The organism is Mycobacterium riyadhense (assembly GCF_963853645.1).
In the GTDB taxonomy this organism is placed as follows: domain Bacteria; phylum Actinomycetota; class Actinomycetes; order Mycobacteriales; family Mycobacteriaceae; genus Mycobacterium; species Mycobacterium riyadhense.
Genome location: NZ_OY970456.1, coordinates 1,534,576 through 1,547,229 on the forward strand (window position 1 = coordinate 1,534,576; position 12,654 = coordinate 1,547,229).

10 protein-coding genes are annotated in these 12,654 nt (G+C 63.1%); 3 read left to right on the forward strand and 7 right to left on the reverse strand.

Annotated elements, in window-relative coordinates; all coding sequences use genetic code 11:
- The first annotated feature begins 1 nt into the window (after position 1).
- The 3 genes from AADZ78_RS06980 (at position 2) to AADZ78_RS06990 (ending at position 4,603) form a co-directional block, all read left to right on the forward strand.
- Positions 2-451, forward strand: coding sequence for a hypothetical protein (locus tag AADZ78_RS06980; RefSeq protein ID WP_085249809.1), 450 nt, complete (start codon positions 2-4; stop codon positions 449-451).
- A 111-nt stretch (positions 452-562) separates the two neighbouring features.
- Positions 563-2,452, forward strand: coding sequence for a PPE family protein (locus AADZ78_RS06985; protein ID WP_085249756.1), 1,890 nt, complete (start codon positions 563-565; stop codon positions 2,450-2,452).
- A gap of 225 nt (positions 2,453-2,677) precedes the next feature.
- Positions 2,678-4,603 carry a PPE family protein gene (locus tag AADZ78_RS06990; protein ID WP_085249757.1) on the forward strand — a complete coding sequence of 642 codons (1,926 nt, stop codon included), beginning with the start codon at positions 2,678-2,680 and terminating at the stop codon, positions 4,601-4,603.
- A 64-nt stretch (positions 4,604-4,667) separates the two neighbouring features.
- Here AADZ78_RS06990 and nuoN read toward each other — a convergent pair whose 3' ends face one another.
- From nuoN to nuoH, 7 genes are read right to left on the reverse strand one after another with little or no spacing between them, the layout of a single operon-like run.
- On the reverse strand, positions 4,668-6,260 hold the full coding sequence (gene nuoN / locus AADZ78_RS06995) for an NADH-quinone oxidoreductase subunit NuoN (RefSeq protein ID WP_085249758.1): 1,593 nt from the start codon (positions 6,258-6,260) through the stop codon (positions 4,668-4,670).
- Entirely contained in the window at positions 6,257-7,834 is a 1,578-nt protein-coding gene (locus tag AADZ78_RS07000) for an NADH-quinone oxidoreductase subunit M (RefSeq protein ID WP_169726259.1), read from the reverse strand. The genes nuoN and AADZ78_RS07000 overlap by 4 nt, the downstream gene beginning before the upstream one ends.
- Positions 7,831-9,717 carry an NADH-quinone oxidoreductase subunit L gene (gene nuoL, locus AADZ78_RS07005; protein WP_085249760.1) on the reverse strand — a complete coding sequence of 629 codons (1,887 nt, stop codon included), beginning with the start codon at positions 9,715-9,717 and terminating at the stop codon, positions 7,831-7,833. The genes AADZ78_RS07000 and nuoL overlap by 4 nt, the downstream gene beginning before the upstream one ends.
- Before the next feature lie 10 nt (positions 9,718-9,727).
- Positions 9,728-10,027: an NADH-quinone oxidoreductase subunit NuoK gene (gene nuoK, locus AADZ78_RS07010; protein ID WP_085249761.1), complete on the reverse strand. Its 300-nt coding sequence runs from the start codon at positions 10,025-10,027 to the stop codon at positions 9,728-9,730.
- Positions 10,024-10,803: an NADH-quinone oxidoreductase subunit J gene (locus tag AADZ78_RS07015; protein ID WP_085249762.1), complete on the reverse strand. Its 780-nt coding sequence runs from the start codon at positions 10,801-10,803 to the stop codon at positions 10,024-10,026. The genes nuoK and AADZ78_RS07015 overlap by 4 nt, the downstream gene beginning before the upstream one ends.
- Positions 10,800-11,345: an NADH-quinone oxidoreductase subunit NuoI gene (nuoI, locus tag AADZ78_RS07020; protein ID WP_085249763.1), complete on the reverse strand. Its 546-nt coding sequence runs from the start codon at positions 11,343-11,345 to the stop codon at positions 10,800-10,802. The genes AADZ78_RS07015 and nuoI overlap by 4 nt, the downstream gene beginning before the upstream one ends.
- A complete protein-coding gene (gene nuoH / locus AADZ78_RS07025) occupies positions 11,338-12,591 on the reverse strand; it encodes an NADH-quinone oxidoreductase subunit NuoH (RefSeq protein WP_085249810.1) in 1,254 nt (417 codons plus the stop codon). Before nuoH ends, nuoI begins: the two co-directional genes overlap by 8 nt.
- Positions 12,592-12,654: the final 63 nt, after the last annotated feature.

Genomic DNA, 12,654 nt, shown 5'->3' on the forward strand with positions numbered 1-12,654 from the left:
GATGGCGTCCATCGCGCAGTCTGGCAGCCACGCTGTCGCGCCGGTGTTCGGCCTGCTGATGGTGGGGTCAGCCGCGGTCGGATCGCACGGACCGGCGATTATCGCTGCTGTTGCAGCCGTGATCGCCGTGGCGGTGGGGACGGTGGTTCGCGCGGCGGCAACGCTGGCCGTGCTGCTCTCGGTGTCCGCGATAGCGCTGTCCGATCGGCCGCACGTGCTCGCCGCACTCTCGGGACTCTGCGCCGCCGCCTACCTGGTGTGCCGGCATGGAGCCGGCGCCACGGCCGGTTTGGTCATGGGCAGCTCGCCGACAATCATTGCTGCGGCGGGGTTTACCTTCGTCGGGTTGGTCGCGACGTCGTTCCCGTTGCAGTTGCCGTGGTTGCCGTTGGTAGCGCCGCTTGCGGTGTTGGCGATCTACGTCTTGGCCACCCGCCCGTATTTGGGCTAAAGGCATGCTACGGCTCCAAATCCGCCAATCCGCAAATATTCGACCGAGATTTTTCTAGAGTCTCGTCGTATAGGTCGACTCTGCAATGACTCAGTGGAAGGGGATTGGCTCATGAACTACTCGGTGTTGCCGCCGGAGATCAATTCGTTGCGAATGTTCTCGGGAGCAGGGTCGGCGCCGATGTTGGAGGCGGCGGTGGCCTGGGATGGGCTGTCGGCGGAGCTGGGGTCGGCGGCGGAGATGTTTGGGTCGGTGACGTCGGGGTTGGTGGGTCAGGCGTGGCAGGGTGCGGCGGCGGCGGCGATGGCGGCTGTGGCGGCGCCGTATGCGAGCTGGTTGAGTGCGGCGGCGGCGCGGGCCGCGGGGGCGTCGGCTCAGGCCAAGGCGGTGGTGAGTGCGTTTGAGGCGGCGCGGGCGGCGATGATTCATCCGTTGGCGGTGGCGGCTAATCGGAATGCGTTCGTGCAGTTGGTGTTGTCGAACATTTTTGGCCAGAACGCGCCGGCGATCGCGGCTGCCGAGGGCATTTACGAGGAGATGTGGGCCGCCGATGTGGCCGCGATGGTGGGTTATCACGGTGGGGCCGTGGCGGCGGCCGGGGCGTTGCCGTCGTGGCAGCAGGCGTTGGCGGGTTTGCCGGGTCTGGGTCAGACGGCCGCCGCGGCTGCCGCGCCGGCGGCAAGTGTTCTTCCGGCCATCAACACGGGTCTGGGGAACATCGGTAATTGGAACGTGGGCGGCGGGAACAAGGGCTCGTTCAATTTGGGCAGTGGGAACTTCGGCAACGTCAACCTGGGCAGCGGGAACATCGGCAACCTGAACTTCGGCAGCGGGAACTTCGGCTCCTTCAACTTGGGCAGTGGAAACATAGGCCACACCAATTTCGGTAACGGAAACTTTGGCCGCCTCAACTTTGGTGGCGGCAACAGCGGTAGTGGGAACTTCGGTTGGGGGAATATCGATAATGGAAACTTCGGCGGCGGAAATAGCTTCAGCCCGATGGATTTCACCAGTGGGACCAACTTCGGTAGTGGGAACCAGGGTGGGTTCAATGTGGGTAGCGGGAACATTGGTTCTTCGAATGTCGGGTTCGGGAACAAGGGTAATTTGAACTTTGGGTTTGGGAATAACGGCAACAACAACATTGGTTTCGGGCTTACCGGCGATAATCAGGTGGGTATTGGTGCGCTGAACTCGGGCACCGGGAACATGGGTTTCGGGAACTCGGGTAACAACAACATCGGGTTCTTTAACTCCGGCGATGGAAACTTCGGCTTCTTCAACTCGGGGAATGGCAACTTCGGCTTCGGGAACTCGGGTGAAACCAACACCGGCTTCTGGAACTCGGGCAACGTCAACACTGGCTTCGGGAACGCCGGCTTCACGAACTTCGGTTTCGGCAACTCGGGCGACTCAAACGTCGGCAATGGGAACTCCGGCGACTTCAACATGGGTTCGGCTAACGCGGGTGTGGGCAATACCGGCAGTTTCAATGCGGGTGGCGCCCCCGGCTTGAGCACCGGGCTAGGGGCAAATACGGGCTGGTTCAACTCCGGCAGCGTAAACACCGGCTTCGGGAACTCAGGCGGAACGAACACCGGACTGTTCAACTCCGGGGATCTCAACACCGGATTCGGCAGCTCGATCAACCCAGCTGGTGTGACGTCGTCGGGCTTCGGCAACACCGGCACCGGTCTCTCCGGGTTCTTCAATTCCGGTACTGACACTTCCGGCTTCCAGAACACGAATACGGGCTCCGGAGTGAGTTCAGGTTTCAATAACTCAGGCGACTTTCAATTCGGCATCAATAATTCAGGCAGCCGAAACACAGGTTGGGGCAATGAGGGCTTGCGAAACGTGGGCTTCTTCAACACGGGTGAGTTCAGCTCCGGCATCTCGAATACGGGCGATGAGAGCAGCGGAATCGGGAACTCGGGCAACAATGACGCAGGCGCATTCAACCGCGGCGATTTTCAGGCGGGTATTTTCGGTCCGGCATAGTCTGCCAGGACTCAGTGCACCAGCTGGGCGGCATGCCCGGCCGGATCGAGCATGGGCTGGAGGCGATGCCCAAATCAGGGTGACCGTGGCAGACACCGCAACGGCGGCCTGAAACATTTCTTCGGGTAGCCGGAATTATTCGGTGAATCCCGGATATTTCGCCGCGAATTTCCTAGCTTTGTCCTCGAGTGAGGTTCTGTAGCGACCCACGGAAAGGACAGGCTGATGAACTACTCGGTGTTGCCGCCGGAGATCAATTCGTTGCGGATGTTCGCTGGGGCGGGGTCGGGGCCGATGTTGGATGCTGCGGCCGCCTGGGGTGGGTTGGCTACGGAATTAGGGGTGGCCGCGGATTCGTTTGGCACGGTGACATCGGGGTTGGTGGGTCAGGCGTGGCAGGGTGCGGCGGCGGCGGCTATGGCGGCAGCGGCGGCGCCGTACGCGAGCTGGTTGGGTGCGGCCGCTGCTCGCGCCGCGGGGGCATCGGCTCAGGCCAAGGCGGTAGCGGCGGCGTTTGACGCGGCGCGGGCGGCCACGATTCCTCCGCTGGCGGTGGCGGCTAACCGCAATGCGTTCGTGGAACTGGTGCGGGCGAACATTCTAGGTCAGAACGCGCCGTTGATTGCGGCTGCGGAGGGCATTTACGAGGAGATGTGGGCCGCCGATGTGGCCGCGATGGTGGGCTATCACAGTGGCGCGGCCGCGGCTGCGGCGGCGTTGCCGTCCTGGCAGCAGGTGCTGGGAGGCCTGCCGGGGTTGGGTCAGGTGGCCAGCGCGGCTGCGGCGCCTGCGGCGAGCATTATCCCGCCCATCAATACGGGTTTGGGGAACATCGGCAACTGGAATGCGGGCGGTGGCAACAACGGCTCGTTCAACTTGGGCAGCGGAAACTTCGGCAATCTGAACCTGGGTGGCGGAAACATCGGCAACTTAAACCTCGGCAGTGGCAACTTCGGCTCTTACAATTTGGGCAGCGGCAACACAGGTCACACCAACTTCGGCAGCGGGAACTTCGGTCGCCTCAACTTTGGCGGCGGAAACGAGGGTAATGGAAACTTCGGCTGGGGGAATATTGGTGACAGAAACTTCGGGGGCGGTAACACATTCAACTCCATGGATTTCAGTAGCGGGACCAATTTCGGCAGCGCGAATCAGGGTGCCTTCAATGTAGGAAGCGCCAACATCGGTTCTTCAAATATTGGGTTCGGCAACATTGGTAATTTTAACTTCGGGTTTGGGAACAACGGCAACAACAACATTGGCTTCGGGCTCACCGGCGATAATCTGGTGGGTATTGGTGCGTTGAACTCGGGGGCCGGAAACACCGGTTTCGGGAACTCGGGCAACAACAATATCGGATTCTTCAACTCGGGAAACAACAATGTGGGCTTCTTCAACTCGGGCGATGGTAGCTTTGGCTTCGCGAATTCCGGTGACACCAATACGGGCTTCTGGAACGAGGGTAACCGCAACACCGGCTTCGGAAATGGGGGTGGCACCAACTTCGGTTTCGGAAACTCGGGCTCGAATAATATGGGCGCCGGGAATTCGGGTGACTTGAACATGGGCTGGGGGAATTCGGGGAGTTTCAACACCGGCAGCTTCAACTCTGCCAACACTAACACCGGCGGTTTTAACGCGGGTTCCACCAACACGGGATGGGGCAACTCGGGCGACACCAACACTGGCGTGCTGAATTCGGGCAACCTGAATACATCCGTCGGCAGCGCGGAGACGCAGAGTGGTCCGAATTCGGGCTTCGGCAATAATGGCACCGGTAATTCCGGATTTAACAACACGGGTGATGGTAACTCCGGCTTCCAGAATACGCAGTTTGGGACTAGCAAACCACTACCCTCGCCGCCGTTCCCTCCTGACATTGTAGTCGATTTTGATGAGGGCAACTCCGGTTTCCTCAACTCGAGCCAAGGCAGCGCGGGCGTCTACAACATCGGCGACGGCTTCAACGTAGGCATGTTCAATATGGGCTTCTCCAACACTGGCATCGGAAATTCCGGCGACAACGGCTTTGTGTTTATCCCCCCTGGTACCGTCCAGCTGACCAGCACGTCGGGCCTCTTCAACTCCGGCGTCAACAGCACGGGTGGGTTCAACACCAGCGACAGCCAGTCGGGATTCTTCCACTTCTGACCCGTTCGCTGCCTAGGTTCGGGTGCCCGGTCGCTGGCAGGCGCCGGCGAGTGCCGCGGCCGATTCAGTGCACCAGCTGGGCGGCGTGCTCGGCCAGATCGAGCACTGGTTGCGGCACGATTCCCAGGATCAGGGTGACCGCCGCGCATAGCGCGATGGCGGCCTTACTGAGCACGCCGGGCGCCACTACTTGTGGTGTGTCGTCAGATCCCTCGGTGAAGAACATCAGCACGATCACCCGGACGTAGAAGTACGCGGCCACTCCACTGGAGATCACTCCAATGATCACCAGCGGCACCGCGCCGCCCTGCGCGGCGGCCTTGAACACCGCGAACTTGCTGACGAATCCACTCGTCAGCGGGATGCCGGCGAAAGCCAGCAAAAACATCGAAAACATCACGCCCACAATCGGTGAGCGCTGACCAAGCCCTGCCCAGTGCGACAGGTTTGCGTCTTCTGAACCGTCTGAGCCGTCGGGTTTACGAATCAAACTCACGATGGCGAAGGCGCCTACCGTACTGAAGCTGTAGGCGACCAAGTAGAACAAGGTCGCGGAGAGGCCCGCGGGGCTGTCGGCGATCACGCCGGTGAGTATGAAGCCGACGTGAGCGACCGACGAATACGCCAGCATCCGTTTGACGTCGGTCTGGTTCACGGCGGTGATGGTGCCAACCGCCATGGTCAGGATCGAAATCCCCCACAGCACCGGGCGCCATTGCTCATGAAGCGGCGGTAGCGCGACATAGACGACGCGAAGCAGCGCGCCGAATGCCGCGACTTTGGTGGCCGCCGCCATGAAGCCGGTGATCGGGGTCGGCGCGCCCTGATACACGTCGGGAATCCAAGAATGGAACGGCACCGCACCGACCTTGAACAGCAGGCCGACCGACAGCAGCGCGACGCCGGCCAACGCCATTGAGGTGTCGGTGTGTGCCGCGAGTGAATTCCGGATTCCGGACAGGGTCAGCGTGCCGGTCGCGCCGTAGAGCAAGGCGACACCGTAGAGGAAGAAGGCCGACGAGAACGCACCCAGCAGGAAGTACTTCATCGCGGCTTCCTGCGACAGCAGACGGCGGTGCCGGGCCAGCCCGCACATCAGGTACAGCGGCAGCGACAGAACTTCCAGGGCGACGAACATCGTCAGCAGGTCGTTGGACGCGGGGAACACCATCATGCCGCCCACGGAGAGCAGCGCCAGCGGGAAGAGCTCCGTCTGGGCGGCACCCGCGCGTTCCGCCTCGCGCTCGGCGTCGCTGTCGGGAACCGCCGAGGCTTGCGGCGTAAAGGAATCCAGCCCCCTGAGCCGCCCAGCCCCCACGGCGATCTTGCTCGTCGAAGCAACCTGGCGGCGCTCGGCGATGAAGATCACCGCCAAGACCGCGACCAGCACCACGGTGCCTTGCAGGAACAGCGTGGGTTGATCGACCGCCACTGCGCCGAGCACGGTGCGACGACCGGACGCCGGAATCGACCTGGCCACCACGATGACCGCGACCAGGGCTGCGACCAACCCGCCGAGGGCCAATATCACCTGCGCGCCGTAGCGGAACCGGCGCGGCAGGAACGCCTCGACCAGCACACCGGCCACCGCGACGGCAAAGACGATGAGCATCGGGCACAGCAGGAAGTACTCGATGCTGGGACTGGGCAGGGTCATTGGTGCGGTCCTTCGGCTGTGCGGGGTGCGCCGCCCGTCATTGGCACATTGGGCGCGGGATCATGCTGGCCGATGGTGGTCATAGTGTTCTCGACCGCCGGGTTGATGACATCGAGCACCGGCTTGGGATAGATCCCGAGCACCAGCAGCAATGCGATCAGAGGTGCCACGACGACCATTTCACGCGGCCTGAGGTCGCCGATTTTTTCGTTGCCGGTGGCCACCGGCCCCGTCATCACGCGCTGGTAGAGCCACAGCATGTAGATGGCCGAGAGGACCAGCGCACTGACGCCGAAGGCCGCAGCCAACCAGTAGCGGTTGAAAGTGCCCAGCAGAACCAGGAATTCGCTGATGAACGGAGCCAGGCCTGGCAACGATAGGGTGGCCATGGCCGACACCATGAATGTGCCCGCCATAATTGGCGCCACCTTCTGCACGCCGCCGTAGTCAGCGATCGAGCGGCTACCGCGGCGAGCGATCAAGAAGCCCGCAATCAGGAACACCGCCGCCGTGGACAGGCCGTGGTTGAGCATGTACAGAGTCGAGCCGCTCTGCCCCTGGCTGGTCATCACGAAGATGCCCGCGATGATGAAGCCGAAGTGTGAGATCGAGGTATAGGCGATCAGGCGCATCATGTCGGTCTGGCCGATCGCCACGACCGCGCCGTAGATCACGCCGACGATCGCCAATGTCACGATCAGCGGACGGAAATATGTTGAGGCGTCGGGAAATAGCTGCAGGCAGTAGCGCAGCATGCCGAAGGTACCGACCTTGTCCATGATCGCCATCATCAGCACCGCGCTCGCGGGTGTGGACTCGACCGCGGCGTCCGGCAGCCAGCGGTGGAACGGCCACAGCGGTGCCTTGATGGCGAACGCGAACATGAAGCCGCCGAACAGCGCCTTGAACACCGCGGGATCCACACCGGCGTAGCGGCCGGAGGTCACGCCGGCGACGATTTCACGAAAGTCGAAGGTGCCAGAACCGTGCTGAGCGGTGACCACGTACAGCCCGATGACCGCCGCCAACATGATGAGCCCACCGAACAGGTTGTACAGCAAGAACTTCACCGCGGCGCGCGAGCGCCCCGGACCCTGGCCGAAGCCGCCGATGAGGAAGTACATCGGGATGAGCATTGCTTCGAAGAACACATAGAACAGCAGCACGTCCAGCGCGATCACCGAGATCAACACCATCGATTCGATGGCCAGCGTCAAGGCGACGTACGCGTGCACGCCGCGGGTGCGTTCGCCACCATCATTCCAGCCGGCGACCAGCAGCAGCGGAACTAGCAGCGCGGTCAGTATCACCAGCACCACCGCGATGCCGTCCACACCGAGCGTGTAGCGGGCACCGAAAGCCGGTATCCACGAATGATTTTCGAGGAATTGGTAAGTATCGCCGCCGGGTTTGAAGCCGACGGTGATTTTGATTGCCACCGCCAGGGTCAGCACGCTGACCAGCAGGCCGGTCCACTTGGCGAGCTGACGCAGTCCAGGGGGCAACAGGATGATGAGCACGGAACCCGCCAACGGCACCAGCCACAGGACGGTCAGCCATCCGAGGTGGTTCACCACAGGTTCACCGCCAGGAGCACCGCGGCCACCAGCACGGCGCCGGCCAGCATTGACAACGCGTAGTTGCGGGCGAAGCCAGTTTGCATTCGCCGCAGTCGATTTGACGTCCGACCCACCAGCGCCGCCAGCGCGTTGACCGAGCCGTCCACACCCGCGTCGTCGACCGCGACCACGGCCTTGGTCAGTTCCGCGCCAGGGCGCATGAACACCTCCTCGTTGAAGGCATCGCCATAGGCGTCGGCACGTGCGGCGGTGGTCAACACCGACACCTGGACGGGCGCCACTCTCGGGACGGGTGCCGTGCCATACATCCGGTAGGCGACCGCGATGCCGATCGCGACGACGGATAGCGCCAGGGTGGTGCTGGCCCAGGCCGGCAGGGCATGGGCGGTTTCTTCATGAGCTCCGACAACCGGCTCGAGCCAGTGCTGTAGAGTCCCACCGATCGCGAACAGGCCGCCGGAGAAGACCGAGCCGATAGCCAGCAGAATCATCGGCCACGTCATCAGCGCCGGCGCCTCATGCGGATGGGCGTCCGGCGCCCAACGCTTCTGGCCGAAGAAGGTCATCAGCATCACCCGCGTCATGTAGAAAGCGGTGATGCCCGCACCGAGCAGCGCGGCGCCGCCAAGGACGTAGCCCCGGCCGCCGCCGGCCCCCAGTGCAGCCTCGATGATGGCGTCCTTGGAGAAGAAGCCCGCGAACGGCGGCACACCAATGATCGCCAGATATCCCAGCCCAAAGGTGACGAAGGTGACGGGCACGGCGGCGCGCAGGCCGCCGTAGCGGCGCATGTCCTGCTCGCCATGCATTGCGTGGATCACCGCCCCGGACCCGAGGAACAGGCCGGCCTTGAAGAAACCGTGGGTGAGCAGGTGCATGATCGCAAACGCATAGCCGGCGGGGCCCAAGCCGGCGGCGAGCACCATATAGCCGATCTGGCTCATTGTCGAGGCTGCCAGAGCGCGTTTGATGTCGTCTTTCGCGCAGCCGATGAAGGCCCCGAGCAACAATGTGACGGCACCGACGACGACCACGCCCAGTTGCGCGTCGGGGGCCAGGTTGTACAGCGGGTTGGACCGCACGATCAGATACACGCCCGCGGTCACCATGGTGGCGGCATGAATCAATGCGGACACCGGGGTGGGGCCCTCCATCGCGTCACCCAGCCAGGCCTGCAGCGGAACCTGGGCGGACTTGGCGCAGGCGCCCAGCAGCAGCAGCAACCCCATCGCGGTCAACGCCCCCCGGCTGGCCGCCGGGGCGCCGGCGAACACTCCGGCGAATGAGAGCGTGCCGAAGGTGCTGAACATCAAAAACGTGCCCAGCGCCAGTCCGGCGTCCCCGACCCGGTTCATCACGAATGCCTTCTTGGCCGCCGTGGCCGCCGACGGCTTGTGGTACCAGAAACCGATCAGCAGGTAGGACGCCAGGCCGACGCCTTCCCAACCGACATAGAGCAGCAGGTAGTTGTCGGCGACAACCAGCAGCAGCATCGAGGCCAGAAACAGATTGAGATAGCCGAAAAATCTTCGGCGGTCCGGGTCTTCGGCCATGTAGGAGACCGAATAAATGTGTATCAGCGACCCGACCCCGGTGATCAGCAGCACAAAGCACATGGACAGCTGGTCGATCTGCAACCCGAAGTCGATCTGCAGGCCGCCGACGGGAATCCAGGTGAACACCGTCTGATGGATCACCCGGTCGTCCGTGCCCCGGTTGAGCAGGTCTGCGAGCAGCGTCGCGCCCACCCCGAACGGCGCCAAGGCTGCCGCACAGCCCAGCCAATGCCCCCACGCGTTGGTGCGTCTGCCGCCGAATAGCAAGATTGCGGCACCCGCTAATGGCAGCGCCACCAGCAGCCAGGTGTAGTGAGTCATCTTGGCGTTCTTAGCCTTTGAGTAGATTCGCGTCGTCCACCGACGCCGATTTGCGGGCACGGAAAATCGTCATGATGATGGCCAGGCCGACGACCACTTCGCAGGCGGCAACCACCATCGTGAAGAACGCGATCATCTGTCCGTCGAGATGGCCGTGCATTCGTGCGAAGGTGACGAATGCCAAGTTGACGGCATTGAGCATCAGCTCGACACACATGAACATCACGATCGCGTTGCGCCGCAACAGCACACCCGCGGCCCCGATGGTGAACAGCAGCACCGAAAGGTAAAGGTAGTTCGCAGGATTCATGATGGGGCACCGCCCTTCACGGCTTCGGGGGAGGGCGTCTCGAGGCCGTCCGCACCGCGGGTCCGCAGTATCCGGGAGACCGATCGTTCCGAATAGGAGCCGTCGGGGAGCAGCGCGGCCACGTCGACCGCGTTGTGACGCGCATAGACACCCGGGCCGGGCAGCGGGGTGGGGTGACCGCCGGGACGGAAACGTTCCTGGGAGAGCTCCCGCTGGGTCTTGCGGCGCTCGAAACGCTCCCGGTGTGCCAGCACCATCGCTCCGACGGCGGCGGTGATCAGCAGCGCGCTGGTCAACTCGAACGCCCACAGATAGCGGGAGAAGATCAGCGCCGCCAACCCTTCGACGTTGCCGTTGGCATTGGCAGCGGTCAATCCCGCGAAACTTCCGGTCGCCACGTTGCCTATGGCGGCGATCAGCAACACGCCGAACCCGACACCGGTCACCACCCCGGCGATCCGCTGGCCGCGCAACGTCTCCTTCAGCGATTCCGCCGAGTCCACACCGATGAGCATCAGCACGAACAGGAACAACATCATCACCGCGCCGGTGTACACGACGACTTGAACCACTCCCAGAAACAGTGCGTCCTGGACCATGTAGAACACCGCCAGGATGATCATCGTCATGGCCAGAAACATCGCCGAGTACACGGCATTGACGGCCAACACCACGCCCAGTGCGCCGATGACGGCCAGCGCACCCAGCACCCAGAATGTCACCGCTTCTCCGGTGGAGGTGCGAACGAGGGTGTCCGAGGCCAGTACCGCTATCACCGAGGGCCTCCGGCTGTTTGGCTCTCGCGCAAGCCATCTGCGGTCACGTTGCCCTGGTAGTAGTCCTTATCGGTGGCGCCCGGCGCCCTCGGATGCGGCGGCGGGGTCATCTCGGGCAGCAGCGGGGCCAGCAGCCGGTCCTTCTCGTAGATCAGGTCGGCGCGGTTGTCGTCGGCCATCTCGTAGTCGTTGGTCATGGTCAGCGCACGGGTGGGGCAGGCCTCGATGCACAGACCGCAACCGATGCACCGCAGATAGTTGATCTGGTACACCCGGCCGTATCGTTCCCCGGGCGAAAACCGTTGCTCTTCGGTGTTATCCGCGCCCTCGACATAGATCGCGTCGGCCGGGCAGGCCCAAGCGCACAATTCGCAGCCGATGCATTTCTCCAGCCCGTCGGGATACCGGTTGAGTTGATGCCGGCCGTGGTAGCGCGGCGCCACCGGACCCGGCTTCTCCGGATACTCCTCGGTGACTGTCTTTTTGAACATCGAGCCGAAGGTCACGCCGAATCCTGCTACGGCGTCTAGGAATTTAGGCACGTGCTTTCTCCTTGCTCGCAGCGACTGGTTGTGTCGGCAGCGGCGGTGTCGGAAATGCCGGTTCCGGAAATTCAAGGCTGGCCTCGGGATGCTTACGGCGCTGCCGGGCCAGCGCGCGAGCGCCGGGAACGCTGAACGGTTTCCGCAGCGACAGCACCAGGACCGCCGCGACGACAAGGCTGCTGATCACCAACACCGGGGTCCAATAGGGGTAGCCCTGGTTGCGCATGGAGCGGATGACGGCCGCGATCATGATCCAGATCAGCGAAACCGGGATCAGCAACTTCCAGCCCAGCGCCATGAACTGGTCGTAGCGCAGCCGGGGCAGCGAGGCCCGCAGCCAGAAATAGATGAACAGGAAGCCCCATACCTTGGCGGTGAACCAGATCAGCGGCCACCAGCCGGTGTTGGCGGCCGGCCACATGTTCAGCGGCCACGGGGCGTGCCAACCGCCGAGGAACATGGTCGCGGCCAGCGCCGAAACCGTTGTCATGTTGACGTACTCGGCGAGCATGAACATCGCGAACTTCAGCGACGAGTACTCGGTGTGGAAACCCGCGACCAGTTCACCCTCGGCTTCGGGCAAGTCGAAGGGCGCGCGGTTGGTTTCGCCCACCATGGAGATGAGGTAGGTCACGAACGACGGCAGCAACAGGAAGATGTACCAGACGCGGTCCTGTGCGGTCACGATCTGCGACGTCGACATGCTGCCGGCGTAGAGGAACACGGTCGCGAATGACAACCCCATCGCAACCTCGTAGGAGATAACCTGCGCGGTCGAGCGCACGCCGCCCAGCAGCGGGTAGGTGGAACCGGACGCCCACCCGCCCAGCACGATCCCGTACACCCCGACCGCCGACAGCCCCAGGATGAACAGCACCGCGACCGGCAGGTCGGTCAGCTGCAACGGTGTCCGGTGGCCGAATACCGACACCTCCGGACCAAACGGGATGAACGCGAACGCCGTAAACGCGGGAATCACCGAAATGATCGGCGCCACAAAGTAAACGAAGCGATCGATGCCGCCGGGAGTGATGCTTTCTTTGAGCGCCAGTTTGATCCCGTCGGCCAGGCTCTGCAGAGCGCCTTTCGGACCTACCCGGTTGGGGCCGGGCCGCAGCTGCATGCGGCCCAGCAGCTTGCGTTCGGCCAGGATCGCCACCAGCACCGTCAGCATCAGGAATACAAAGATGGCGATCGCCTTGGCCCCCACGAGCCACCAGACGTCGTGTCCGAAGCCTGTCATGCCGCCGCCCCATCGCGCGAGGGTGCGCATATGTACGTCAGTGCCGGCGTGTCGGCGTACAGA

Coding starts and splice junctions, on each gene's coding strand:
- nuoL (WP_085249760.1), bottom strand. CDS start 9,717: ATGACTCACTACACCTGGCTGCTGGTGGCGCTGCCATTAGCGGGTGCC.
- nuoK (WP_085249761.1), bottom strand. CDS start 10,027: ATGAATCCTGCGAACTACCTTTACCTTTCGGTGCTGCTGTTCACCATC.
- AADZ78_RS06990 (WP_085249757.1), top strand. CDS start 2,678: ATGAACTACTCGGTGTTGCCGCCGGAGATCAATTCGTTGCGGATGTTC.
- AADZ78_RS06980 (WP_085249809.1), top strand. CDS start 2: ATGGCGTCCATCGCGCAGTCTGGCAGCCACGCTGTCGCGCCGGTGTTC.
- nuoN (WP_085249758.1), bottom strand. CDS start 6,260: ATGACCCTGCCCAGTCCCAGCATCGAGTACTTCCTGCTGTGCCCGATG.
- AADZ78_RS06985 (WP_085249756.1), top strand. CDS start 563: ATGAACTACTCGGTGTTGCCGCCGGAGATCAATTCGTTGCGAATGTTC.
- nuoH (WP_085249810.1), bottom strand. CDS start 12,591: ATGACAGGCTTCGGACACGACGTCTGGTGGCTCGTGGGGGCCAAGGCG.